22 protein-coding genes are annotated in these 23,727 nt (G+C 38.3%); 12 read left to right on the forward strand and 10 right to left on the reverse strand.

Annotated features, from left to right (window positions below):
• Nucleotide 1: 1 nt before the first annotated feature.
• Nucleotides 2-3,538 (reverse strand): response regulator, encoded by a 3,537-nt coding sequence (locus SHI21_RS08300; RefSeq protein WP_323575879.1) that lies wholly within the window; start codon nucleotides 3,536-3,538, stop codon nucleotides 2-4.
• Nucleotides 3,539-3,792: 254 nt separating this feature from the next.
• Between SHI21_RS08300 and SHI21_RS08305 the strand changes: the two genes are divergently transcribed.
• Nucleotides 3,793-4,917 carry a cysteine desulfurase family protein gene (locus SHI21_RS08305; RefSeq protein WP_323575880.1) on the forward strand — a complete coding sequence of 375 codons (1,125 nt, stop codon included), beginning with the start codon at nucleotides 3,793-3,795 and terminating at the stop codon, nucleotides 4,915-4,917.
• A gap of 11 nt (nucleotides 4,918-4,928) precedes the next feature.
• Nucleotides 4,929-6,155 carry a tRNA uracil 4-sulfurtransferase ThiI gene (thiI, locus tag SHI21_RS08310; protein WP_323575882.1) on the forward strand — a complete coding sequence of 409 codons (1,227 nt, stop codon included), beginning with the start codon at nucleotides 4,929-4,931 and terminating at the stop codon, nucleotides 6,153-6,155.
• Here thiI and SHI21_RS08315 read toward each other — a convergent pair.
• Nucleotides 6,152-6,376, reverse strand: coding sequence for a hypothetical protein (locus SHI21_RS08315; RefSeq protein ID WP_323575883.1), 225 nt, complete (start codon nucleotides 6,374-6,376; stop codon nucleotides 6,152-6,154). The genes thiI and SHI21_RS08315 overlap by 4 nt on opposite strands.
• A gap of 208 nt (nucleotides 6,377-6,584) precedes the next feature.
• On the opposite strand from SHI21_RS08315, the gene SHI21_RS08320 reads away from it, so the two are divergent.
• Both SHI21_RS08320 and SHI21_RS08325 read left to right on the forward strand, forming a co-directional pair.
• Nucleotides 6,585-7,241 (forward strand): ATP-dependent Clp protease proteolytic subunit, encoded by a 657-nt coding sequence (locus SHI21_RS08320; protein WP_323575884.1) that lies wholly within the window; start codon nucleotides 6,585-6,587, stop codon nucleotides 7,239-7,241.
• Nucleotides 7,242-7,391: 150 nt separating this feature from the next.
• Nucleotides 7,392-7,907 carry a hypothetical protein gene (locus SHI21_RS08325; RefSeq protein WP_323575885.1) on the forward strand — a complete coding sequence of 172 codons (516 nt, stop codon included), beginning with the start codon at nucleotides 7,392-7,394 and terminating at the stop codon, nucleotides 7,905-7,907.
• 62 nt (nucleotides 7,908-7,969) lie between these two features.
• On the opposite strand, the gene SHI21_RS08330 is transcribed toward SHI21_RS08325, so the two are convergent.
• The gene (locus tag SHI21_RS08330) at nucleotides 7,970-8,515 is read right to left on the reverse strand and encodes a hemerythrin domain-containing protein (RefSeq protein ID WP_323575886.1); all 546 of its coding nucleotides are present in this window, start codon (nucleotides 8,513-8,515) and stop codon (nucleotides 7,970-7,972) included.
• A gap of 208 nt (nucleotides 8,516-8,723) precedes the next feature.
• Here SHI21_RS08330 and SHI21_RS08335 point away from each other — a divergent pair, with 208 nt between their 5' ends.
• Nucleotides 8,724-9,053, forward strand: coding sequence for a hypothetical protein (locus SHI21_RS08335; RefSeq protein WP_323575887.1), 330 nt, complete (start codon nucleotides 8,724-8,726; stop codon nucleotides 9,051-9,053).
• 18 nt (nucleotides 9,054-9,071) lie between these two features.
• Here SHI21_RS08335 and SHI21_RS08340 read toward each other — a convergent pair whose 3' ends face one another.
• Entirely contained in the window at nucleotides 9,072-10,322 is a 1,251-nt protein-coding gene (locus SHI21_RS08340) for a sensor histidine kinase (RefSeq protein ID WP_323575888.1), read from the reverse strand.
• Between the two features lie 289 nt (nucleotides 10,323-10,611).
• On the opposite strand from SHI21_RS08340, the gene SHI21_RS08345 reads away from it, so the two are divergent.
• Nucleotides 10,612-10,977, forward strand: coding sequence for a hypothetical protein (locus SHI21_RS08345; RefSeq protein WP_323575889.1), 366 nt, complete (start codon nucleotides 10,612-10,614; stop codon nucleotides 10,975-10,977).
• 60 nt (nucleotides 10,978-11,037) lie between these two features.
• On the opposite strand, the gene SHI21_RS08350 is transcribed toward SHI21_RS08345, so the two are convergent.
• Complete coding sequence (locus tag SHI21_RS08350) at nucleotides 11,038-12,300, reverse strand: endo alpha-1,4 polygalactosaminidase (RefSeq protein WP_323575890.1); 1,263 nt, start codon at nucleotides 12,298-12,300, stop codon at nucleotides 11,038-11,040.
• 591 nt (nucleotides 12,301-12,891) lie between these two features.
• On the opposite strand from SHI21_RS08350, the gene SHI21_RS08355 reads away from it, so the two are divergent.
• Nucleotides 12,892-13,407: a D-glycero-alpha-D-manno-heptose-1,7-bisphosphate 7-phosphatase gene (locus tag SHI21_RS08355; RefSeq protein WP_323575891.1), complete on the forward strand. Its 516-nt coding sequence runs from the start codon at nucleotides 12,892-12,894 to the stop codon at nucleotides 13,405-13,407.
• Here the strand turns inward: SHI21_RS08355 and SHI21_RS08360 are convergent.
• Both SHI21_RS08360 and SHI21_RS08365 read right to left on the reverse strand, forming a co-directional pair.
• Nucleotides 13,404-14,270: a class I SAM-dependent methyltransferase gene (locus tag SHI21_RS08360; protein ID WP_323575892.1), complete on the reverse strand. Its 867-nt coding sequence runs from the start codon at nucleotides 14,268-14,270 to the stop codon at nucleotides 13,404-13,406. The genes SHI21_RS08355 and SHI21_RS08360 overlap by 4 nt on opposite strands.
• Nucleotides 14,271-14,315: 45 nt before the next feature.
• The gene (locus tag SHI21_RS08365; protein ID WP_323575893.1) at nucleotides 14,316-14,555 is read right to left on the reverse strand and encodes a hypothetical protein; all 240 of its coding nucleotides are present in this window, start codon (nucleotides 14,553-14,555) and stop codon (nucleotides 14,316-14,318) included.
• Between the two features lie 436 nt (nucleotides 14,556-14,991).
• Between SHI21_RS08365 and SHI21_RS08370 the strand changes: the two genes are divergently transcribed.
• The 4 genes from SHI21_RS08370 (at nucleotide 14,992) to SHI21_RS08385 (ending at nucleotide 18,533) form a co-directional block, all read left to right on the forward strand.
• Nucleotides 14,992-16,386 carry a sensor histidine kinase gene (locus SHI21_RS08370; RefSeq protein WP_323575894.1) on the forward strand — a complete coding sequence of 465 codons (1,395 nt, stop codon included), beginning with the start codon at nucleotides 14,992-14,994 and terminating at the stop codon, nucleotides 16,384-16,386.
• A gap of 91 nt (nucleotides 16,387-16,477) precedes the next feature.
• Entirely contained in the window at nucleotides 16,478-17,296 is an 819-nt protein-coding gene (locus tag SHI21_RS08375; protein WP_323575895.1) for a HesA/MoeB/ThiF family protein, read from the forward strand.
• Nucleotides 17,297-17,324: 28 nt separating this feature from the next.
• Nucleotides 17,325-18,194 carry a hypothetical protein gene (locus SHI21_RS08380; RefSeq protein ID WP_323575896.1) on the forward strand — a complete coding sequence of 290 codons (870 nt, stop codon included), beginning with the start codon at nucleotides 17,325-17,327 and terminating at the stop codon, nucleotides 18,192-18,194.
• Nucleotides 18,195-18,353: 159 nt separating this feature from the next.
• Nucleotides 18,354-18,533: a hypothetical protein gene (locus SHI21_RS08385; protein ID WP_323575897.1), complete on the forward strand. Its 180-nt coding sequence runs from the start codon at nucleotides 18,354-18,356 to the stop codon at nucleotides 18,531-18,533.
• Here the strand turns inward: SHI21_RS08385 and SHI21_RS08390 are convergent.
• The 3 genes from SHI21_RS08390 to SHI21_RS08400 all read right to left on the reverse strand — a co-directional run bounded on the left by SHI21_RS08390 (nucleotide 18,530) and on the right by SHI21_RS08400 (nucleotide 22,320).
• Nucleotides 18,530-19,618: a sensor histidine kinase gene (locus SHI21_RS08390; RefSeq protein ID WP_323575899.1), complete on the reverse strand. Its 1,089-nt coding sequence runs from the start codon at nucleotides 19,616-19,618 to the stop codon at nucleotides 18,530-18,532. The two genes, SHI21_RS08385 and SHI21_RS08390, sit on opposite strands and share 4 nt — an antisense overlap.
• A gap of 78 nt (nucleotides 19,619-19,696) precedes the next feature.
• Nucleotides 19,697-21,124, reverse strand: coding sequence for a hypothetical protein (locus SHI21_RS08395; protein WP_323575900.1), 1,428 nt, complete (start codon nucleotides 21,122-21,124; stop codon nucleotides 19,697-19,699).
• Nucleotides 21,125-21,420: 296 nt separating this feature from the next.
• Complete coding sequence (locus SHI21_RS08400) at nucleotides 21,421-22,320, reverse strand: S1 family peptidase (protein WP_323575901.1); 900 nt, start codon at nucleotides 22,318-22,320, stop codon at nucleotides 21,421-21,423.
• Nucleotides 22,321-22,658: 338 nt separating this feature from the next.
• Here SHI21_RS08400 and SHI21_RS08405 point away from each other — a divergent pair, with 338 nt between their 5' ends.
• Nucleotides 22,659-23,591 (forward strand): hypothetical protein, encoded by a 933-nt coding sequence (locus SHI21_RS08405; protein WP_323575903.1) that lies wholly within the window; start codon nucleotides 22,659-22,661, stop codon nucleotides 23,589-23,591.
• Nucleotides 23,592-23,727 lie beyond the last annotated feature (136 nt).

The following is a 23,727-nucleotide window of genomic DNA, read 5'->3' on the forward strand; positions in this document are numbered from 1 at the left end:
TTTATAACCTTCCTTTTTGTGGCATCCAGACTCTTAAAAGAGACAAGAGTTTAGTCAGGTCGACTGGCTTAGCTAAATAATCATTGGCCCCGGCCTCACGGCATTTTTCCTGGTCATCGCCCATGGCTTTGGCCGTAACGGCGATAATAGGCAGGCGCTGGAAGCGTGGGTCTTTTCTGATTTCACGAGTGGCCTCGTAACCATCCATTTCCGGCATCATAATATCCATCAGGATTAAATCAATTGTTGGATTCTCTTTCATTTTTGCGACAGCTTCAATTCCATTTCTTGCTGTTTCAATCACAGCGCCTTTACTTTCAAGGGCCGCACTTAAAGCAAAAATATTTCTAACATCATCATCAACTAAAAGAATTTTTTTGCCCTCAAAGATTTGCTCTCTATCGCGCAACTTCTGCAGCATATTCTGACGGTCTTTTGAAAGTTGGTTTTCAACCTGGTGAAGGAACAATGTCACTTCACTAAATAGTCTCTCAGGTGAATGAGCGCCTTTGATAATAATTGATTGAGAGTACTTCTGAAGATTCTGCTCTTCGAGTTTTGATAAGTCCTTACCTGTATAAACGATAACCGGTGGGTGAGAGATGTTATCAATATCCGTCATGTGTTCCAGTAACTCGTACCCCGTCATGTCTGGTAAGTGCAGGTCCAGGATCATACAATCGAAAATCGTTTTCTTCAGATGTTCCATCGCTTTCACCGCATTTTCGGCCATCACAACTTCAACCATTTTATCCTGAATCAATTCTTTAATACTTTCTCTTTGAACTTTATTGTCTTCAACAACTAAAACTCGCTTCACACTATGAGTGAGTTTATCTTCAAGTTTAGCAATCGCATTTCTCATATCAATCAGAGACACTGGCTTTCTAAGATATCCAACCGCACCCATTTGCAGGGCAATGTTGGCCTGGTCTTGAGCTGATACTATATGAATCGGGATGTGGCGGGTTTTAGCGTTCATTTTTAAATGATCGATAACCGTCAGACCACTGCGATCCGGAAGGTGCATATCGAGGATTATGGCCTGTGGAAGGAAGTCTTCCGCTGCTCTGATACCTTCTTCCGCGGTCTGCGCAACGACACAGTTGAATTTTAGCTCATGGCTTAGGTCATAAAGAATTTTTGCGAAATTCGTATCATCTTCGATGACCAGTAATAAACGAACTAGATCTGATCCATCTAATTTGTTTCTGTCATCTTCAAATGGAAGTGGAAGTGTTGAAGTTTCAACTTTTACTTCTTTGGAAATTAATGGTGGCGCCTCTGTTTTAGAAAGTGCTGAGGCAACAGGCGATCTAGTCGGTGCCTGATAATGGTTTGTTTCTTGAACTTTTACGATCTTGTGATCAACATCATCTCTTTCAGGAAGATTCAGTGTAAAAGTGCTTCCTTTATTTTTTTCGCTGGTAACAACAATATCTCCACCTAGCAGGCGAGCAAGGTCTTTTGAAATGGTAAGTCCCAGACCTGTTCCACCGTATTTACGGCTAGTGGTTCCGTCAGCTTGTTTGAAGGCATCAAAGATAATCCCTTGTTGTTCAGGAGCGATTCCGATTCCAGAGTCGATGACAGCGAAGTCCACTCTTCCTGAATTTTTATTGGCCGCACGTGCAATCCTGAATGTGACGCTGCCTTTTTCTGTAAACTTGATAGCATTTGATAAAAGATTCTTAATAATTTGTTCTAGTCTTTGGCGGTCGATGAAGATCGTCGCTGGAGCATCTTTAGCAATTTCAGTTTTTAATTCAATGCCTTTATTCATAGACAGTGGTTTAAATAATCTTTCAATGCTTAAAACGAAATCCTTAAGGATGAGTTCTTCAGGTTCAAGTTCAATTTTTCCAGCTTCAACTTTTGATAGATCGAGAATGTCGTTGATTAAAGTTAAGAGATCGTTACTTGAAGAAAGAATTGTTGAAACGAATTCTTTTTCCTGTTCACCTAAAATATTCTTTTTATCTTCCAATAAAAGCTGAGAGAGAATAAGTGTACTGTTAAGCGGAGTTCTTAACTCGTGAGACATATTTGCAAGGAATTGGCTCTTATATTGGCTGGCAAGTTCAAGCTCACGTGCTTTTTGTTCAAGATTTAATTGAGTCCCTCTTAGTTCTTCGTTTTTAAGGTTAACAGTTTCAGATTGAATCTCAAGTTCGAGACTTTGTTTTGAAAGCTGTTGATTCGTTTGTTCAAGTTCAGACTGTTGAGCTTCAAGACTGAGTTGAGATTCTCTAAGAGCATTGGTTTGTTCTTCAAGCTCTTCGTTATTGGCCTGAAGCTCTTCCTGCTGAGTTTGAAGTTCTTCTGTCTGTCGTTGAGATTCTTCTAATAGGTCTCTAAGTGTTGATCTGTATTCAGCAGACTTTAATGCAATCGCAATACTTTCAGAACAAATTTTTAGATATTCAATAACATTGTCAGGGATATCAGAGAAGAATCCGATTTCCAGGACACCTTTTACGTTGTCATCACTGGTAAGAGGGAAGAGAACGATCTGGCGTGGTTTTGATGAACCTGTTCCAGAGTTGATGGTGACATAGTCTTCCGGGACATCTTTTATCACTTTAACAATATTTTCAACGGCCACTTGTCCAACCAGGCCTTCGCCTAATTTAATAGTTTGTTGTCTGGTTAAAGCTTCATCTGAAAAAGCGTATGTACCAATTCTCTTTAAAGTATTAAATTCCATATTATAAATGGCCGCGACTTTTCCATCGAGGCGATTGCATAAATACTTAAGCGCTTTGGCAGAGAGTTCTTCAAGTGAAAGGTCGCCTCTGATTTGCTCCATTAATCCAGTTTTTCCAGATTGAATCCAGTCTTGAGCTTCCAGAATTTGATTTTGTATAATTTGTTTTTCAATAACTTTACTATAGGCCTCTGATAGAGAGGATAATTGTTTTTTAGTAAAGAATGCCAGGAAGACTCCAGCAAGTAACCCTCCACCTAGAACCAGACTTAAAGTGATGATGACACTTTCTTTGGTTGAGTCGTTTCTTTGAGTACGCAGTCCTTCTTCAACTTGAATCACTCTGATGAAAAGTGAACGGAGGTTATCCATCATTCTCTTTCCTTCAATCGAAGGGAGAATTTTTTCAAAATTTTTATTATCCGATTTTAATTCGATGATTCGAAGAGCGTACTGGCGATCCCATTGGAGTAAGCGAGTATGAATGTCTTTAACCATCGCTGATTGTGATGGATTATCACTGGTCAAATTTTCAAGTTCAATGAACTTCTCTTCCCAGACTTCTTTGGCATTGTTGTATGGCTCAAGAAAGCTCTCATCGCCAGTAATGAGGTAACCGCGTACTCCTGTTTCTGCATCAACCGTCAGCTTTCTTAATTCATGGCCTCGGCTAATAATAATACTGCTATGATTCACTAACTCGCTCACCGACATTAGGTGAAAAATAATGTACACAAATATGGCACTCAAAATAAATGAGCCCACAACCGGAATGATTACTGTGCGAGTAGTAAAGCGCTTGAATTGATTTTGATCGATAGTATATTTCATACATTTTATTTAGCATTTTCAGAGAGGATTTTAAAGTAATTCGGCAGATAAACTAAAGTGTGTAGTACATATGTCAATGGTGCATCGAGTATTTTTTCTAGGTCCTTCGACATTCAAGGAGTATACAAGTCTGATATTTTTCAGACAAGTCGCATCATTGTTCAAATAACTTCACCATTCAAATTTTCTTTCTGCTTTTATGTAAAATTGAGTTCTTTGAAGTCACATGCATTTCTTCATGATAGACAATCATCATGAACTATTTTGACCACGCAGCTTCCACATTTCTATATCCAGAAGTACTGGATCAATTGCAATCTTCATTGAAAGAAGATTTCGCAAATCCAAGTGCGCAGCATATTTTGGGACACGATCTTACGGAGAAAATTTCTTTTTACAGAGAAGAGTTTTTAAAAACGTTAGGTGCCTTTAAAAATGATTTTTTTATTTTTACTTCCTCTGCGACTGAATCAAATAATACTGTCATCAAGGGAATCACTTTTGGTGAGAGAGATAGCATTCTTTATTGTCGTGCTGATCATCCAAGTGTCACTGCGCCAGTTGAAAGTACAGGCGTACTATTAAAAGAAATTCTTTTAAATAATGATGGAGTCATCAACGTTGAAAGTTTTGAAGCCTTGCTAGATTCAAGTGTAAAATTAGTTATTCTCTCTCATGTGAATAATCAAAATGGTGTGATTCAGGATATTGAATTACTCGCTCGCATAGTAAAAGAAAAATCAGGGGCCCATGTTCATATTGATGCCGTTCAGTCTTTTGGAAAAATCCCATTCAAGTTAAGTCCTGCGATTGATTCAATCAGTGTGACTTCTCATAAAATTGGAGGACCGAAAGGGGTTGCCGGTTTATATTTAAAAAACGGACATAATGTAAAACCATTACTTTTAGGTGGCGGACAGGAGCATGGACTTCGTTCAAGCACTGAATCTTTTCCTTTGATCAAGGCCTTTCATCAGGCGATGAAAATAGCAATTAAGGAATTTAATTTTTCTTCGCAAAAAATAAGTGGGTTGTCGGAAGTGATTAAGCTTCAGCTTCTTCGATCAATTCCAACGATTCAAATGCCCTTTCAGGTGACTTCTCCCTATATAGTTTCTTTTATTCTCCCGGGTATTTCTTCTGACATCATTTTAAGACATCTGGAGATGCGTGACGTTTTTATTTCGTCAACATCGGCCTGTTCGTCAAAGCAGACAGGAGTAAATCCCACACTATCGGCAATGCATATTTCAGAGCGCTTTCACAAAAACTTCCTGCGAATTTCTCTGGGGCCTAAAACCACAGAAGAGGAAGTTAAGATTCTTTTAAAAGAGTTTGTGGATGTCTGGGGTAGTGTAAAGCATATGCAAAAAAGATAAGGTTTAAAGTTATGTTTTCTAATTTAGTTATTTCTCTTGATGAATTATGGTTGAAAGGAAAAAATCGTCAGGATTATTTCCGCAAGGCCGTGGATCATATCAATGCCGTCTTTAAAAATTATCACAGCGATAAATTCACTTATAAAGTTCAGTCAGAGCGTTTGTATTACACTTCACAAACATTCTTTAATGAAGAATTAATTGAGGCCTTAACTCTTGTTCCAGGACTGGCCTACATTTCACCATGTAAGGTGCTGGATCGTCTTCCTGATGAAAATTTAGAAAATGTGTATGAAGAAATATTAAATGAACTTAAATCATTTGAGACGGCTCCGGTGACTTTCAGGGCCCTGGTGAGAAGAGTCGATAAATCATTTTCAGAAACTTCGGTAGCGGTTGCAAGAGAGATCGGCCATCGCGTGATTACAAGATACCCGCTAGCTCAAGTAGAGTTAAAAAAATCTGAAATGGTTATTGATGTACGCATTCTTCCTAAACATGTGTCGATCTCTACTCAAACCAGAAAAGGTATTGGCGGACTTCCATGGGGAACGACTGGAAGTGCAGTGACTATGCTCTCTGGTGGTTTTGATTCACCGGTCGCAAGTTATTTGATGTCGAAGAGAGGAGTGAGGCAGGCCTTCGTCTTTTTTCACGCTTACCCATTTGTTGGAAGAGAAGTTGTTACAAAAATTAAAGCACTGACATCTGTTCTGGCGAAGTATCAAAGACAATGTCATTTATATATTGTTCCTTTCGGAGACATACAGAATCTCATCAGCAAACATTGCAGAGAAGAATATAGAACTTTGATCTTTAGAAGATATATGGTGGAGATCTCAAACCTTATCTGTGAGCGTATTAAAGCGGATGCGGTTGTCACTGGAGATTGTATTGGCCAGGTATCAAGTCAGACGATGCAGAATTTACACCTGATGGATAAAGCTTCTGAGCGCATGATTCTTAGACCACTGGTCGGTTTTAATAAATTAGAAATTATGAATCTTGGCATGAAGATTGGCACTCACGACATTTCGATTCTTCCCCATGATGATGCTTGTTCTTTATTTGCTCCGAAGTCACCGATCATTATTCCGAATCTTGAGTACTGGAATAACTGGGATGCTGATTTTGATATCAGTGCTGAACTTGAGAATGCTGTGGATAAAACAGAGGCCTTTTCAGTTAATTTGAAAGGTGAGTTTTATAAGAAAGATTTTTTCTCTTTTGATTCTTAGTAGTAACTTGAAACGATAATCACCGCAAATAAAATGATGAGCATGATGATACCAATTTTAAAAAAGTTATTGGTTTCTTTGACTAGCTTATTGAGCTCAGGTTGTTCAGCAGAAGGTTGATCACTTCCTGCTCTGTAGATAGAAGTGGCATCGATATTAGACCAGTCCGGGAAAATTTCCTTACTCTCTACTTCTTCATTTTCAGGCAATTCTTTTTTCATCCAAGTACCCTCGCTTCTTTTAGCATACACCAATTCTAATGGACTCTTATTTAATTAATGAATCTCGTTGCAATTTCACTGAGTTTTACTGTCTAAGATTTAGACAGTGCTCTGGTGACCAACATAAATATTACAGCTTTGGTTGAGGGCCTTCTCGGGAGGGGATATCCTCATAGGAAGCATACCAAACATTTCACTCGGGACAATTATGAAATTAATAATGGGTCTTCTTATTCTTTTAGCGTGCCAGCAGTCATTCGCTTTTACGGAAGGCTACACAGTCCATACGAAAGTCATTGAGAGGGCCGGAAAAGAATCTTTAACAATCGTTATAGTGGATGGAGCGCTTAATAAAGGCGTAGCAAAAGATACAATCGAAGCAATCAAAAATGCGCCCTCTAAAGATATTTATCTGGAGCTGAATTCTCCAGGAGGATTCTTCCAGGAAGCTCAGGATATTTACGATTACATCAAAGCAGAAAAGAGCAATGGATTAAAAGTTGCAACGTATGTTCCAAGCGGATCTGCTTGTGGAAGTGCATGCACGATTATTTTTATCGCTGGAGAAGAGCGTATTGCCGGTGAAGCCGCGGCCTTTATGGTTCACGGAGCTCAGAGAGAATCAATGCCAGGATTTTTAAATCCTTTAATCACAAATCATATTCAACAACTTTATAGAGACAACGGTGTTTCGAGTGAGTGGATTATTGAATTAAGAAAGAAATTAGTCTTCTCCGGCATCAACGATTTTTGGTTTTCAGGGCGTGATGCTGCTTCTAAAGAAGTAGGGTTTGCAACCATCATGCACAGTGGATTGATCGAATATGATCCACCAAAGATTGACCCACAAATTCATGCACGATAATGAAAGGCCCTCTTTGTAGGGCCTTTTTTGTACCATAACTATCAAATATTATTCAAATACGTAAAGAAAAGACTTTTGTTTGATTGACCAAACACAAGTTTCTTATTAAAAACTTTATAACAATATAAGCACAGAACCTATGGAGTTTTTATGAAAAAAATTATTCTAGCTAGCGTATTCGCTGCACTTTCTTTAACGACTGCAATCGCAAACGATGGCGACCTTACTCTTCCAGGTGAGCGTTGGGCGACAAAATTTACTGCATTCGTATGTGGTGATGGAAATGTTCAAGCAACAGCTGTTCCAACTGACTTCGCAGCTTACAACATCCAAATCTCAACGATGACGACTGATTACTCTCTTGATAACTATCTTGTTAAAGCAACATTCCAGGAAAACAATGTCACTTGTAACTACAGTGCAATCCTTCTTGCAGACAACGCTGCTTGGACGATTAAGCTTGTTGACTCAAGAGCATACTCGACTGTTGATGGTTCTGTTTGTGCTGCCGGTAAAGCAGTTCTTGATTCAGCTCTAGCTGATAACAAGTACGCATACCTTCATGGCCGTGCAGCGATCTTCGCACCAGTTGCTGGAGCAGAAGCTTCATGTGGAGCTGGAGCATCAGTTGTTGGTCTTCACTTTCAGGTTACTGGAAAACTATAATTTCTAAAATTTTTTAGATAGATAAAAAGAGGGAGCTTTTGAGCTCCCTTTTTTATTTTAGTTTAATGTAATAAGTAACTACGGCATTTAGCGATATAGTCCAGTCGCATCTGTTCCATCTCTTCATCGGTCAGGTCATTCTTCGCAATTGAAAACATGATGGACTCTTCTTCCTTCATATGATTTTTCACCAAGGCCGCTACAACTTTAGCTTTCGCTGCGATTTCATCATTCCATTGAGTTTTAAAATTCATGGCCAATAATTCATCTCTGAGTTGAAAAGCGATGTCGTGTTCATCTTGGCCGCTGAGTCCTTCCAGTCTTGCTTCCTCTTCTGTATTTTGTTGAAGATGGACATAAAGGGTTTCTTGTTCAGCTTTGCCGTGCATTTCAAGTAGATTAAAAAAGCGACTTAAGTGCTCACGCTTTTCAGGGATAGAGGCCTTAGAGTCCATAATGACCTTAATCGACTCTTTTAAAAAGTCGTGGTGTTCTTTGAGCAGTGGGATGAATCCTGTCTCGTCTTGGGCGTCTGTATCGATAGAAGCGCGAACTTGTTGAAGAGTATGAGATCCACTAATGCCTAATTTCTCAAATACGTTTTCCATGTTGTTCTCCTTGAAAGATTACTTCCGGTGACTCACTAAGATATAATGCAACCAGAAGGCCATAAGGATCTATTAAGATTGGATGGCCAAACTTGATATGTTTAGTGTGTTGCTAAAAGTTTTAGTAAAATAAGGAAATTTTTAGTTGGCTGAGTGTTCGGGATGTAGGAGAAGGGGGAACAAACTTCTAATCTTCAATGGAGAATTCATGAAATCACTAATAGCTGGACTTGTTCTAACACTATCTGTTTCTGCTGCACACGCTACTGATTGGGGTCTATTCACACTTCAAGTGACTGTTGCTCAAACAATCGCAGTAGTTGTTCAACAAACTTTCTACGCAACAACAAGAGTTTCTTCAGACAGAAACGCTTATGCAAAACAAATTCAAAATGATGTTCAAGATTACAACCAAGTTGGTTATGTAAGTCCGATGCTTGCTGAAAGAATCGCTTTCGTTCAATCAGTTAACTCTGAACTTTCTGAGCAAGAATCAGTAGACGTTCTTTTAATTGCTTCTGAATCAATTCTTAACTAAAAAATCTGAAGGCCTTCATCAGTCAATGATGAGGGCCTTTTCTTGCGGAAGTTCGATAACAAATTTTGTATTCACTGAATTTGGATCATAATAAAGGCGCCCGCCAACTCTCTCAATCATACTATTCGAAATACTCAATCCAAGGCCTGTTCCTTTGCCCGGATCTTTTGTGGTGAAAAATGGGTGCATGATTTTTTGAGCAATGTCTTTTGAAATTCCTAAACCTGAGTCAGTAAAAGTAATAATCGTTCGATTGCTTAGATTATTAAAAACATAAATATGAATCCATTTTGCATCGGTTTCATCAATGGCATCGACAGCATTGTTAATCAGGTTAATGAAGACTTGAGATAACTGAACCATGTGTCCTTTGACTTCAATCGAAGTGTCACCCTCAATCTTTAAATCAATTTCCAGATGTTTTAATTTTTGTGCACTCACTGTGAGCATGTCATTAATGGCCGTCGAGACAGGAAAGACCGTGTGAGGATCTGTGGCCACATTGCGAGAAAGTTTTCTCAGGCCTTTAACTAATTTAGAAATACGCAAGACCGTCTCATCCATTTGATCCAGGCCTTTAAGAACTCTGGCCGGTATATTTTCAAGAACAAGTAATTGTCTTTTAATCAGGGCGATTTGAGTGCTTAGGATTTGAAGCGGGTTATTGATCTCATGAGCGATACCGCCAGACATTTCACCTAACGCTGCGATGTTGGAGATATGAATCAGTTCACTTTGCTGAGCTTTGATTTTTTTATAAGCGTTATTCATCTGCCAGCGGGAGATGCTAAATAATCCAAAGATATAAGCAAATAAAATACCTATTGTAATGATCCTATCACTCGAAGTGATTTCTGAAAGAGAGGAGAATAGTCCAGGGCCTGTGAATTGCTGGATAATGAAAACGATAAAACCACACGAAGCAAGAACGATTGATTTTTTTAATTCTTCAGGTGTGAAGGTAACGAAAGGAACGATCAGTGGAGCGAAGTAGTAAAACTCAAAAGCAGAATTGGCGGGGACGCCGTCAATGCTTAAAAATATTTCAAACAATCCTACGAAATGAATCAGAATCCTGCCGGCATCATACTTTCTGATGCGGATTAAATAGATTCCGATGGCCGTTAAAAAAAAAGCACTCATATGAGAAATTGTCAGTAGATTATTTTTTCCATGAAGCTCATAAAAGAAATAAAAAAGGAATGTAATGAGCGAGGCGATGGCATCAAAGCTTGCGATCTGAATGGCGATCTTCTTATTATCTTCCATTTGAGGATAGACCCCAAAAGAGATGAGCTTAAGAAATACCTTTTTAGCAAAAAGCATAATCAACCTTGTCCAAGAAATGATGATTTATCTTACTCATAAGTCTTAGGAATAGCTAAATATTTTTTCTTCTCTCGAAGTTGTCGCAATGATTACTCGAGAGGGACTTACTTATGCGTAACGGAATCGAATCACAAAAAAAATGAGAAAAGCCTGTAGTTTTTACATGATTTTCACAACTTCATCTTAAGAGGTGTATCATGCAGGAACTTTTATCCTCAGGAGTAAACCTATGAAAATGATTATCGCATCTCTTCTTTTTACACTTTCATTGTCTGCATCAGCGACAACTTATTTTAACTGTAAGATTACTGAGCTAGATGAAGTGGGTTCACCAATCAGCATCGGTAATGAAGTCACAGTAAGTGTGGCAGACGCAAACCCTAAAACAACTGTTATCGGAAGCTCAAACGGAAGACAGTACAACCTAAGTTTTTCTACTGTTGAGTCTTACAGACAAACAATCAGCACTGTTAATATTTGTTTTGGATATGATTCGAGATGTACAGTTTTAGGATCAGCTAGGAATTCGGCCGGATCACTTTTAATTGTGAACGATCTTGTTAATGCTGCTTCTGTAAGTTGTATTAGACTTTAACTTTTAAATAATCGCGTCTTTAAAGATTGAACTCTTAAAGACGCGAATTGTTTTTTTAGATTAAGGGCAAGGAGTCATCAGCTTGCCATCCAATGCCTGATTAAAAAATACCGTCGTAAAATTCAAGCTTCTTGTTGATGCACAAATCGCTGCAGAGAACTTAGTATACTCAGCAAGCAGGACTGCTTTATTCTGAGCGACAAAAGGGCTATAACGAGCGCACTCGTTATACACGTTACATGATTCAACAATCGAGAAGTCATAATAATCCACTAGAGCAGTGACCTGGTCAGTTGCATTCTTTAATCCAATCAAGAGACCCTTAGAGTGTGCTGTCGTTGCCAGAAATTTATTATAATCGATTTGGTGGGCCATTGTTAACGGGAAGCCCGGTTTGTTTGTGTATCCATCAACGTTGTCTGGGTCTACACCGTCACATCCTTTTTTCTTTGCCAGCGACATTCTGTCGGCCATGATTTTACGAACGCCTTCGTTTCTTACGTCTAGCCATTTTTCCCCAGGCCATCCATCAAGGTTATTTCCTAAAGCGACCTTTGGAAAAAGAGCAGCATCGATACGCCAGTCTTCATAAGAGCCTGCAGAAAAATAGCAGATAACAATTTTACCCTGATCTTTCAGAGTGGCGATGGTTGCTTCTGTCGTATCGTAAAGATCGATGTCGTATAACTTCGCTGGAGTGTCCAGATTCACTTGTCCTTGAAGTTGTAAGTGAAAGCTTGTTCCGGCCGGCACGGCCGAGATTGTCGGAGTTGGGGGTGTTACTGGAGGAGTCACTGGCGGAGTTACCGGAGGCGTAACCACAGGAGGAGTGACCACACTTCCTTGGTCGTTAAGAACTAGATAGTCGAGTTTTAAATCATCAGCAGATGCACTTGTTAAGCGAATCTGAACTGTATTATTAACAACTGATCCTGCAGGTAATTTAACTTTAATCGTTTTGGCCTTGCTCGTTCCACTTGTTGAAGCGACAGAGACATAAGTACCGGCAGAGTTTAATACCAGGAAAGTAAAAATATTTTTAGCAGTTGTCTGAGTCAGTGATGCTTCTAAAGTAAGAGTGCTTCCCATACCTTTCGTTGAGAATTTAAAAAGAGAAGTAAGTTTAGCGCTGGTGCTTGAATAAAGCATAACGTTGGCGTTGTCATTTGCCTTGGCCAAACTTTTAACGACACCATCAAGATCGCCAGCACTTACTGACATTGTTGTGGGAGCTGTTGTGGCCGCTTCAGAGGGGGTCATTGAGATAAAAGTCATGGTCGAAAGTAAGGCTAAAGACAAAGGCAGGCATGCACTTTTTAGCATTGAGATCCCCTGAGATAAAGTAAATGAATACTGAGTTTTCGGTTAAATCAGGACTAACTTTATAGCTGATTAGAGGCAGGGCCTAGTGAAATGTTCAGTCCTTGAACTTCAGAGGCATTAGCAGGGGAATGGTACGTTTAAGGTGACCATTATCTATGGCATTGAAGGTTTAAAATTAAGAAGTCTGATCGCAAAAGATATGGCATAATTTCTTCTGAGGTAGGCATGAAGATAAAGAATCTTAAAAGTCATTATATGAAATGTGGCGCGATCACGTTTGGATTTTGTTCATTTTTAGCTATATTATTTTATATTGGACTAAATTTGTTACTACCAGATCAAGGGGCCAGTTATTCGGCCGTGAGATTTAATATGAAAGTGGCCGGCGTTTTTGCCTTCTGTTTATTTTATATTAATCAAAAATTTTATTTCCCTCATTATTTTTATAAAAAACTTGAATGCCCAAGGTGCACGCAGACTTATTTTAAATCTAATAATGTCGGGACATCAATCCGTATGGACATTCTTAACGAATCGCCTTGCAAGAGTTGTGGCCATCAATTTCAATTTGAGATTTAAGAAGGAGTTGATATGAAAAAGGCCATTTTTCTTGATCGTGATGGAGTGATTAATAAATTAATTATCCGCGAAGGGAAAGCTCAGGCGCCTTATACACTGGAAGAATTTGCACTTTATCCAGGAGTAGAAGAAGCACTAAAAATGATTAAAGATGCTGGTTACCTTGCAATCATCGTCACTAATCAACCAGACGTTGCACGCGGATGGGTTAAAAAAGAAAGTGTTGAAATGGTAAACGCTAAAATAAAAGAGCTTCTGCCAATTGACGATATCAAAATTTGCTTTCATACAAATGCCGACAATTGTGTTTGCCGTAAACCACTGCCTGGAATGCTTTTAGAAGCGGCCGCGGATTGGGAAATTGATTTGAAAGAATCGTTTATGGTTGGGGACCGTTATGGAGATATCTCTGCCGGTGTAAAAGCAGGTTGTCGAACAATTTTAATTGGTGCAGGGGACGCTCAGGAGGATCATCCGAGTCCTGATCACAAAGCTGAATTGCTAATTGATGCTATGAAATTTATCTAATTAACATTTTTGTAAATGCTGTAACCAAGATAATACTTAATTAATTTTTTTGCTGATTCATCTGAGGCATCCAAACTTTTTAACCAACCAGGTGTCGGAGGAGTTCTTCCAAGCTTTTCTGATTCAACTCCAAAGTATTTTGTTTCTTGTTCATTCCATCCAGACTGCTTAAAAAATTCAAACCAATTTTCAGGATAGAAAAGAAATGGAGCATTTCTCATTTGAGTTAATCTCTTGGGAGTTCTTAAAAATTTTAAGATTTCAGGAGAGTAGTATTCAGTGATCCAATGGCCGAAGTTGTGATATTTTTTTAAAGCATCGGCCAGAGACCTGGCGTCGTCATTGGATAAATAGGGAATCACACCTTCAGTGATCACTAAGACATTTTTAGATTCACGGGAAATTTGAGAGAGAAATTCATCGCGGATTTCTACCTGTGATAAATCCATCTGCACTCGCTCTAGTTTGCAGTGAGGAGTTTGATCTTTTAATTTTGCATTTTTGTGGTCAATGATTTTTGGAAAATCTACTTCAATCCAGCGAAGATCGGCGGGAAGATTTAAGCGGTAGGGTCTTGTATCAAGGCCAGCACCGAGATTTAAAACAGTGTCGATCCCAGTGGGGATGAGGTTCATTATAAAATGATCGATGATATGTGTACGGATAACAACCGACCAGGCCGTATAACGTGAACCTTGAGTCCTGGTAGCGATTAACTCGCCTTGCTCACCAACCAGTAAAGAAGCAAATGTATCGTGGAAGAGAGCATCTTTTCTCAAAGACTCTTCTGCGCGATAAGCAGCAACCCACAAAGCGGTGTCGGTTACGTCATTAATTTCTGCCTGGGATAAATCCTTATTCATGAAGGTAGCATAATAGAATTTTAGTCAGAGTGACAAATGAGAAGTTTAAATGATGTTTAAAAGTCTGCGATGAGCAGCATATTCTTTTTCAACCCGTCTTTGATAACGAATTTCTTCTTTCATATTTTCTACTATTTCTTTTTCCATCATTATTTTTTCAAGCTTGATACGCTTTTTAACGACATCCAGACTTCTGGCATGAAGTGGACGATGGGGATCTTTGTAAGGAGCATATCTTTCAGATGGGATGTTTTTATAAATAACGAAAGTCATTTTTTCAATCATGGAGAGAGTATATCAAGGATCAGGTGCTGAAAATTTCTCATGGAGGAGCACGAGGAATTACAGATCTTTATCCTTGTCATTCCGACGTGAGATGAGAGTTAAAGTGCCCATTTATTGGGTATTAAAAATGACAATGATTTCATCATATTTAAATTTTTCCTGAGTCAAAAAACAAAGAAAGAGACTTCAAAAGTATAAGTTTTTCGAAGGATAAAATTGATGTGTTAAAGTTATCCCTTTCGGAATATACTTGGCCCATTAGGTGATTGATCATTTTTTGTTTAATAACAAAGGCCTGACAGTCCATAAGAGGAAAGTAAGATTTAACGCAATCCTAATATTATTTTTATAAAATTAGTAGGTTAAGTGGTAACGCCTAAATATAAAATATACCCATCTCATTGAATGGACTCTAACAGTTTGGTATTGTGCGAATATGGAATTACTCAATTTAGCTGCCGTTGCTCTGTTCAACGCATTAGATAAGCATAACATCGATAGAAATCTATTGATCGAAGGCACTGGTCTAAAAATGGAGTATATGGATGATCATCAGAAGAGACATTCGTGGGATCAGTTCGTAAAAATGTACGCTAACTGTGCAGTTCATATTGGTGCAGAGGAAACTGCAAAAGAAATTGGATACCTTGGTATCTATAATGAGAACATTGCTCTGATTAGAAAAGTTGGTACTGGTTTATTAGATGTTAAAACTATCTATTGGTATACCGCGACTTTTGTAGCGAAGCACTTATTTAAAGAAAGTGTGACTTTCAAATACAAAAAAAATAACAGCAAACAAGTTACAATGGAAATTAATATCCATCCTGAGCTTGTTGATTGTCCGTTACTACTTCAAACATACACTCACTTGTTCGAAACTCTTCCAACTGTACTTGGTTTACCAAAAGCAAAAGTTGCGGCGAGAATTACTGAAAGAAGAGGCGAGTATACAGTTTATTTAAAGCACACTTCTTATTTCAAACTTGTCTGGAAAAGATTTTTAAGCATCTTCACTGGAGACGCAAGTACTATTGAGTTGATTACAGATTTAGAAAATCAATCAATCGAGCTTTCAAAGATTATTGATGAGAAGTCTCAGCTGTTAAGAATTGTGTCTCACGATGTCGCTAATCAGATCAGTATCATTGATTACTACCTTAAAAAGACTATGAGAAATGAAGAACTAAGCGAGGAAGATCAAAAATATCTTAGCATCGCTAAAAACAGTTCTAATAAACTATATAATATTTTAAAGAATGTTCAGAACATGGAAGTTACTTCACTTCGCGGAATTGATATTGTTCCAGTTGATATTGAAAAAATCTTTATGTCTGTGCAATACGATTTTCAGACTCAGCTTGATCATAAAAAGTTAACTCTTAAATGTAAAAATGAAGTGCATCCAAGTATATCTGTTTTAGCAGAAGCTTCATCTCTTGAGACAAACGTTTTAGGAAACTTAATGGCCAATGCAATTAAGTTTTCACCTGAAGGCGAGACGATTGAGCTCCGAGCAAGACTTGTTGGTGAGAGAGTCATTATTACTGTAAGCGATCAGGGGATGGGAATTCCTTTTGAAGAGAGACATTCATTGTTTACAAAGAAGCTGAGAAACAGCTCTATTGGAACAATGGGAGAAACGGGAACGGGTTTTGGCCTTGGGATCGTTTTAAATTATGTGAAGCTCTTTAATGGCCGAATTTCAGTAGAATTAAACGTTCCTCACGGATCAGTATTCGTAGTGGAACTTGATGCCTTCGTGCCACAAATAGTTACCAATCAGGGTCCGTTCAAGAATATTTTGCCAGGCTCAAGCCTTCGTAATTAGTCTCAAATTAAATATAATTATCAGTATTCCAAATCCTATTTAGACTCTTAAGAATCGAATTTATTCTTTATGAAATAAAGGGGGACTTTATATGTTCTACTCTCGCAACCTGGGTCTTGTAACTGAAGAAGAGCAACGTAAAATTTGTAATGGAGCTGTATTGGTTGCCGGAGTTGGTGGAATGGGCGGAGTGGCCGCAGAAGTTCTGGTCAGGATGGGTGTAGGGACAATTAAAATTTGCGACTTTGATATTTTTGAAGAGACAAATTTCAACCGTCAGCTGCATTCTAATATTCAAACTATCGGTAGATATAAAGTTGAAGTTTTAAAAGAAGAGCTCCTAAAAATTAATCCCAATTTAAAAATCGAAAGTTACACACAAGGTGTGACCAGAGACAATATTGAAGAGCTGCTTGAAGGAGTTCAGATTATTATTAATGGTATGGATAAGATGTATGCGAGTCTGATTCTAGAGCGAACGGCAAGACAGAAAAAACTTACGATTGTCGATGCGTGGCTTACTCCTTTTGCCAGTGTGTTTGTCATGAAACCTGAGTCTCCTCACTGGGAAGAATTTATGGATCTGCCGACGCTTGGAGTTTCATTAGATGATATTACAGATGAGCTGTGTGCAAAGGCCGTCGCAAAAGAAATTGAGTATACTTTTTCTCATTTCAACCCTTATGACATTATTGACCGTGAACTCGTTCATGGTATCGCACACAATAAAAGAATTCGTCCCAGTTTAGCACCTGTCGTTTGGCTTTCAGGTGTTCTTATGGCCAATGAGACGGTGAAAATTCTGGCCGGTCAGCCTCATACCGATCACGCAGGAATTTTTTATAATCAATACGATCACACAATCATGCGTGGTGAAATTAAATTTAAAAACATTCGTAAAGTTTCTTAATTAGTTTTAATGGTTGAAGGGGAAGACTATGAAAAGACAATTTAAGATTGGAGAGACTGAACTGGTTCATTATTATAAACCAGGAGAAAATCTTGATGATATCTCGCTTAAGAACTTGCACAACTCATTAGTCCGAATTAACGAAGAGTCGGGTGCTAATGTTGTTAATAAAATGCTGGATAAGAAATTAACTCTGACTGAAATTAGAAATCATTTGAAGAATACTATTATCGGGATAGTTATTCTCGAAGATAGTCCCGCGGGATTTTTGCTCAGTCCGATTCTAAGCTCTATTAATAATAAACCAGTCATTCACGCTGGATTAGTTGTTATTTCTAAAAATCCTGGGGCCAATTGTGTTGGACTTTTGGCCTATGGGAATTATTGTATGGTCTTTGAAATTTTAGGGCCGATCTATGCGACTAACATTAGCAGTACTCCTTCTATCATAGAGGATTTTGTGACGATGATTCCAGATAGCTGGCCTAGTCCGGATGTTAATCTAAAAGTGGCACCAAAAAATTATAAGGATGTCGTAAAAATTTTAAAAGACGAGTACATGGATAATTATTTTCCAGATCCAGGTAAGCTCGACGTGAACTATAAACGTTTTATTTTAACTTCTAACTCTCAGGATATGGGGTTTACGACAGACTTTCATAAGATCTCCAGATCAAATGATTTGAAGTATATGTTGTTTTGCCAGGCCTGGGTTAATTATAATAAAGAAGAAGACATCATTCAGGTGGGAGAAATCAGCTTGTATGGTTATATGCGCATGAAATATTATATTTTCATGATGAAACGTGGATTGAAGAAAGCGGAAATAGGAAGAGCACGTGAGCGTGAAATGATCAGAGATATCGTTTCTTCTACAGAAAATAAAAAAGCAGCTTAATTAAATTCAACATGAGGCATTTTACCAATTTTGATTGAAAAATGCCTCATCCCTTTAGTATTCAGACCTCTTTTCATCACTATTTATAGGCAAAATTATTGCACTTATATTCATAAGCTTTTTTTGAATAGTTTATTCAAATTAATTCAGGAGGATTTTATGAAACTTACAATAATGGTTATGCTGACAATGCTTTTATCAATCTCATGCACTAAACGTGACAAAATATCAGACTTTGAGCCAGGCCCTAACACTTCAACGGAAAAAGATGGAAGTCAGGCAGGACAGGGTAGCGGGTCCTCTTTAGGAAGTGAGAATCCAGCGCCTTCAAATCCTTAAAGTTTATTTTTGAGAATGATATTAAAAGTTGTTTCAGGATTAGTTTGGTCGAGTAACAATTCACCTTTGTGATCCTGAACAATGATTCGTGAAGTACTGAGCCCCAGACCTACACCTTTGTTGGCAAATTTTGTGGTAAAAAAAGGCTTCATGATTTGGTCTCTTATTTCTAGGGGAACACCTGGGCCGCTATCAGTTACAGAGACCGTAAAGTTGCGATCGTCTTTTTTGAAACTGATGCGAACTAACTTCTTTTCACTTTCCAAGACAGCATCATGAGCATTTGTTAAAAGGTTGATGAGAACTTGAGTGAGTTGAACTGGCCTGCAGTTGACAATCATTTCAGGCGTTGAATCACCAATGACGAGAGTCACTCCAGTTGCTTTAAACTTTTCAGAACAAATATCCAAAGCGTGACCGATAATTTCCTGGATATGAACATCTTCAAATGGAGAGGTCAGGTCATTTCTTGAAAGGAATTTCAGACCTCTGACAATCATGGCGATGCGATCAATGTTGATGGCCGACTTTGAAATTTTATCCAAAAAGTACTCAGTATTTAAATTAGCACCTTCTTTTTCCAAAGTTCTTTTCATGTTGAATAGAAAGCCGGAAATGATGGCCAAAGGGTTATTAATCTCATGGGCCACACCGGTTGCGATCTGACCGATCATCATAAAACGAGCGTTTTCTTCCTGTTGCCTTCTGATTTCTTCGTGAGCTTCTGAACGATAAATTTCATTAGAGATATCAATCCCCATGATGAGATAAGAGTTTTCTTCTTCAATCTCTTTAATGTAAAAGCGCACAGTCTTTTTCTCATTGTCGATTTCGAAGTGATCGACGATTTTTATATCGCGGTTTCTTAAAAGATCAATGTGAGAGAAGTACTGCTTTAAATTTTGCAGAGGGTATTGGGTAAGGTCAGTTCCGACAACTTCTTCTTTTGATTTATTGATTATAGATAAAAAGATATCATTGGCGTTTTTGATTTTCTGATTCTGGTCAATCCACAGAATTGCTGAAGGCATAAGATTGATAAAAGAGCTCACTTCAGCTTCAGTTTTAGTTGAAAGATTATTCATGGGTTTCCTCTTAACTAAATAATAACTTACTTATTAAATAAAAAATAAATTAATTAAGAGGAACAATTTACTCAGGGATTATTTTAAAATGGCCTTTTTATACTCTTCAATTTTTTGCTGTAAGTATAACTGAATCTTATTATCGGATATGAATCGAGCAGCATTCGGGTCGAAGTTCTTTCTTCCTTCTGATTCTCGAAGAATACCTTCAGCGACGATAATTTGATCCTCCACATTCATCTGAGGGCCAGTGAGAAGGTTCCAAAGGACTAAGCGGGCATCCCATTCTCTGTCTCTGACCATACGGATTTCAGTCGCTGCTGGTTTCTCTGTCCAAAGTCTTTTAGAAACCGGACACCACGATACATCTTTTTTAATCTGCATGACGTGGATGTATTCATGAATCAGGGTGCTGTATGGGGAGTCGCTTGCGAGCACGATGGTTGTTGCATCCAGGGATTCAGGTTTCTCACCCTGACATAATGTTTTTCCCATGGCCCCTTCAATGGCAGAGATCTGAGTGAGGTGACCTTTGTCTTCACGGATCTGTCCCCAGTAGAAAAGTTTGGATGGATTTTTTCTGCCGGATGAGAGAATAAGAACTTTTATTTTTTCTTCTTCAAGTTTGGCCAGCAAGTCTTTTGGAGAGAGTTGAGACAAGGCCTGTATTTTGGCTTTGAAGTCATCGTCATCAGCAAGACAAGATTTGCATGTCGCTTTTTTTACCTGAGAGTAATTGATTGTATTAGATAAAAAAGTATAAGCTTCTTCGGGAGCACTCTCGAATGTGAAGCTAAAAAATTCTCTGTATAAAATATCTTTGTTATTAAAATTATAATGAAGGTGTTCAGACTTAAATTGCTCTTGTTCACCTTTGGTTAAACTCTTCCATAGTTTGGCGACTTTCGTTTTTGCACTCTTAAATGCATAAATAGCGTGCAGGCGTTCATGATTATAATTTCTAATGGCAGTATCTAAGAAAGCTTCTTCTGTCCCATTTTCAAGAAAGGTGATGGGGTTGAGGATAATATTAAATTCTTTTTCGCCTGTAAGAGGTGTTGGTGTGAGTCCCAGTATTTTTAAAGATTCTACGCAAGGTCTGGCCGCTTTTGAGTTCAACCATTTTTTATAAGTGCCAAGTGATTTTGTGTTGAATGAAAATCCATAAACGACATAAGGGAAAATATCGGCCGGAACCTGAGCTTCTGAAACAACTCCATTATAAATGGCCAGGCAGTAGTATTGAGAAGTGAAGTGAGAAGGGTCATTGATAATCGTTGTTTGAATTGATGAATCTATTTTAAGTGCTGGTGCCTGCTTTAATAGTTCTTCAGTGGTAAGGCCTTTTTTAATCGTTGTCATCTTTTCGAGACAGCTTTTTTCATTGGATTGCAAAGAACAAGTCTGAATAATAAATTGATCCAATTGCTGTGAATTGAGTGCCGGCGCTTTTGTTTCTGCCGAAACCGATAATATAAGTGAGAAAAGGATAGCTAAAGAGTTCATTAAACCTGCATTTTGAAATGAAAAAATTTGTTATTATAGGTTAACAAACTTTAAGTATTCCACAAGCTTTCCTATTGATTCCCTTATTTATTCCATTGATTCTGCTAATGAAATGATTAATATTAAGAGTAAGGTGGGTGAAAGGTTCAATGCTCTCGCACTTTAGAAGTAGATTAAGCGAAAAAGATTTTGAGATTTTTGTTAGTGAGTTTAAGCAAAGGCCCTTTCAAGTGTTGCCAGATGAAAGGCCTTTTTTCTATCCATTTAAGAGGACGCTTCTGTGGGCGAGACGATGATTACTTTAGAATCTTCATCGTGTCGTTGATCCAAGTTTTGTAATAAACAGCGTTCGTATAAACACCAGTATCATTACAAAGCTCACTTCCTCTGCTTGTTACACCAAGAAGGAAGAGTTGACCGTTTACTTTAAGGTAAGCAGGTCCACCAGAGTCACCGTTACATGTCCCAGCTTTTTTCTCGTTAAGGCGGAATTCAGTTTCCTGGATTGAAGCGATTGGAGCTTCAGTTACACGAAGGATTCCGTCACCTGATGATTCAATCTTTAAACAGTTAAACTTTTTACCTTGTTGATTTTCATCACAAGTAATTTCTCCGTAAGCAATAGCTTCGTCGATATCTTTAACACTCTTTGGATCAATTGGAGTTGTCGTTACTGTATCAACACCAAAACCAGCAACAGTAATCATGTCGCCTCTTTTAAGTTTGCTGTCGTCAGCTAGGATCGTTGCAGGTTTGTATCCAGCTGGGATTGTCCCTCTGAATTTAATAAGAGCGATATCACCAGTATCAATTTCAATTGTTTCGTTATTTGGATCCCAAGACTTGCTTACTTTGAAATCTGTTGCTTGAAGAACAAATTCTGCCTGAATATCTGGTTCACGAGAGTTTAATACATAATCAAGATCATTTGAGAAAACGATTTTAATATCTGACGCTTTATCAGGAGCACAGTGTGCTGCTGTTAAAACAACGTTTGGAGCAATAAGTGAACCTGTACAAACAGCATTAAATTTTGAATTGAAAATTCCTACGATGCTTGAACCAAGAACATCGCCTTCCTTAACAACTGATCCGTTCATAATTGATGTATCAATGACACGAACAGAGTCGCTCGAAGATTTAGGTGCGCACGAAGCTAGTGCTGTTAGAGTTAGAATAACTAATAAATGACGCATCTCTTTCCCCTTTAATGTGATGAGGGTTTTTATATGGGGCAGAGGTCTGATAAGCAAGATTTTTAGCTTTTTTAAAATCTAACTTTTTCTAACTGTTCCGTAGCTATTTAATACTTGTCTGGTTCAATAGGTCGGTGACATTTAAATACCATATCGACTAAGTAAATTTTTTTTACGTCAAAGATTCAGATTCAGAATGTAACTGAGCATTATATTTTTTTTAATTAGTCTCTACCTTTTTTCAATTTCTTATCAATAAAAAAGTTTGGCACATTAACTGCTCCTTGAAACGTACACGATCAATTTGATCATTACATTTTTTTAAAGGAGCCCCAAGGATGGAGCAAACGAAAAGACCTGCACGTTTTGTGCTTGCTTGGATTCTGTTACTTATAGTTGTCACTCTCAATTCTTCCTGCACACCTTCTGGTGATTCAGTGACGGCAGGAGAGATAACACAAACTGGTGAAATAGATACTTCTACTGGTCAACCAATAACTCCGGGAGTGAGTGTTCCGGACGGATATTATGCTGAACAAATAAAAACGATTGCCGGCAACTCAACATGTGCGAGTTACTCATGGTCGGGAAGAGGTAAAGCACCTGCGGCCTACATTAAAGGAATGGCACTTACCTATGCGAGAAGTTATTGTCGCTTAAAAACTACTGAAGCTGCTCCAACAAATCTAATAAATATTTTAGGTGGAAGAGCTGGAAGCTCTACGACAGATGCACTTGCTTTATACGCCTCAACTTTCAGCAGTCTTTCGATGGATGTGAATAATGCTGGAGTAGGCCCTCTTAGATCTCTTTATACTTTAGGGATTGGATTAGGGATGCGCGAGAGTTCCGGGAAATACTGTGAAGGAAGAGACATGTCGGCATCGAACACGTCAGCGAATACTGCTGAGGCCGGAATGTTCCAGACAAGTTATGACTCAATCGGGGCCTCTGCTGAGTTAACTAATTTGTATAATGAATACAAGGCCAATCCTAATAACTGTTTTCTTGATACCTTCAAAGTAGGCGTGAGCTGTGGTTCATCTAGCATCGCGGGCTCTGGTGCTGGAGCTGATTACCAGGCATTCAATAAGTCGTGTCCGGCATTTGCTGCTGAGTACGCCATGGTGATGCTTCGAGTTCGCCGCAACCACTACGGGCCGATCAATAGAAAAGAAGCGGAAGTCACGACATCTTGTAATCAAATGTTAAAAAGTGTTGAGACGTTCATTGAAAATGATTTGAACTCTTGTGCTGATATCATGTTATAAAAAATCTCAGGCCTCATCCTTCTTTTTGATGAGGCCTTTTTCAAGTCCATATAGTTTAAAGTAAAATAGTCTGAAAACTTAGGGGCAAGTTGCTTCATTTGCATGGGGAAGTATGCTTACCTTTTATCTTTACGCT

This window comes from Bacteriovorax sp. PP10 (assembly GCF_035013165.1).
GTDB lineage: Bacteria > Bdellovibrionota > Bacteriovoracia > Bacteriovoracales > Bacteriovoracaceae > Bacteriovorax > Bacteriovorax antarcticus.

Excerpts from the sequence above, each read along its gene's own strand:
- SHI21_RS08300 (WP_323575879.1), bottom strand. The coding sequence starts at position 3,538 with ATGAAATATACTATCGATCAAAATCAATTCAAGCGCTTTACTACTCGC.
- SHI21_RS08305 (WP_323575880.1), top strand. The coding sequence starts at position 3,793 with ATGAACTATTTTGACCACGCAGCTTCCACATTTCTATATCCAGAAGTA.
- thiI (WP_323575882.1), top strand. The coding sequence starts at position 4,929 with ATGTTTTCTAATTTAGTTATTTCTCTTGATGAATTATGGTTGAAAGGA.
- SHI21_RS08315 (WP_323575883.1), bottom strand. The coding sequence starts at position 6,376 with ATGAAAAAAGAATTGCCTGAAAATGAAGAAGTAGAGAGTAAGGAAATT.
- SHI21_RS08320 (WP_323575884.1), top strand. The coding sequence starts at position 6,585 with ATGAAATTAATAATGGGTCTTCTTATTCTTTTAGCGTGCCAGCAGTCA.
- SHI21_RS08325 (WP_323575885.1), top strand. The coding sequence starts at position 7,392 with ATGAAAAAAATTATTCTAGCTAGCGTATTCGCTGCACTTTCTTTAACG.
- SHI21_RS08330 (WP_323575886.1), bottom strand. The coding sequence starts at position 8,515 with ATGGAAAACGTATTTGAGAAATTAGGCATTAGTGGATCTCATACTCTT.
- SHI21_RS08335 (WP_323575887.1), top strand. The coding sequence starts at position 8,724 with ATGAAATCACTAATAGCTGGACTTGTTCTAACACTATCTGTTTCTGCT.
- SHI21_RS08340 (WP_323575888.1), bottom strand. The coding sequence starts at position 10,322 with ATGGAAGATAATAAGAAGATCGCCATTCAGATCGCAAGCTTTGATGCC.
- SHI21_RS08345 (WP_323575889.1), top strand. The coding sequence starts at position 10,612 with ATGAAAATGATTATCGCATCTCTTCTTTTTACACTTTCATTGTCTGCA.
- SHI21_RS08350 (WP_323575890.1), bottom strand. The coding sequence starts at position 12,300 with ATGCTAAAAAGTGCATGCCTGCCTTTGTCTTTAGCCTTACTTTCGACC.
- SHI21_RS08355 (WP_323575891.1), top strand. The coding sequence starts at position 12,892 with ATGAAAAAGGCCATTTTTCTTGATCGTGATGGAGTGATTAATAAATTA.
- SHI21_RS08360 (WP_323575892.1), bottom strand. The coding sequence starts at position 14,270 with ATGAATAAGGATTTATCCCAGGCAGAAATTAATGACGTAACCGACACC.
- SHI21_RS08365 (WP_323575893.1), bottom strand. The coding sequence starts at position 14,555 with ATGATTGAAAAAATGACTTTCGTTATTTATAAAAACATCCCATCTGAA.
- SHI21_RS08370 (WP_323575894.1), top strand. The coding sequence starts at position 14,992 with ATGGAATTACTCAATTTAGCTGCCGTTGCTCTGTTCAACGCATTAGAT.
- SHI21_RS08375 (WP_323575895.1), top strand. The coding sequence starts at position 16,478 with ATGTTCTACTCTCGCAACCTGGGTCTTGTAACTGAAGAAGAGCAACGT.
- SHI21_RS08380 (WP_323575896.1), top strand. The coding sequence starts at position 17,325 with ATGAAAAGACAATTTAAGATTGGAGAGACTGAACTGGTTCATTATTAT.
- SHI21_RS08385 (WP_323575897.1), top strand. The coding sequence starts at position 18,354 with ATGAAACTTACAATAATGGTTATGCTGACAATGCTTTTATCAATCTCA.
- SHI21_RS08390 (WP_323575899.1), bottom strand. The coding sequence starts at position 19,618 with ATGAATAATCTTTCAACTAAAACTGAAGCTGAAGTGAGCTCTTTTATC.
- SHI21_RS08395 (WP_323575900.1), bottom strand. The coding sequence starts at position 21,124 with ATGAACTCTTTAGCTATCCTTTTCTCACTTATATTATCGGTTTCGGCA.
- SHI21_RS08400 (WP_323575901.1), bottom strand. The coding sequence starts at position 22,320 with ATGCGTCATTTATTAGTTATTCTAACTCTAACAGCACTAGCTTCGTGC.
- SHI21_RS08405 (WP_323575903.1), top strand. The coding sequence starts at position 22,659 with ATGGAGCAAACGAAAAGACCTGCACGTTTTGTGCTTGCTTGGATTCTG.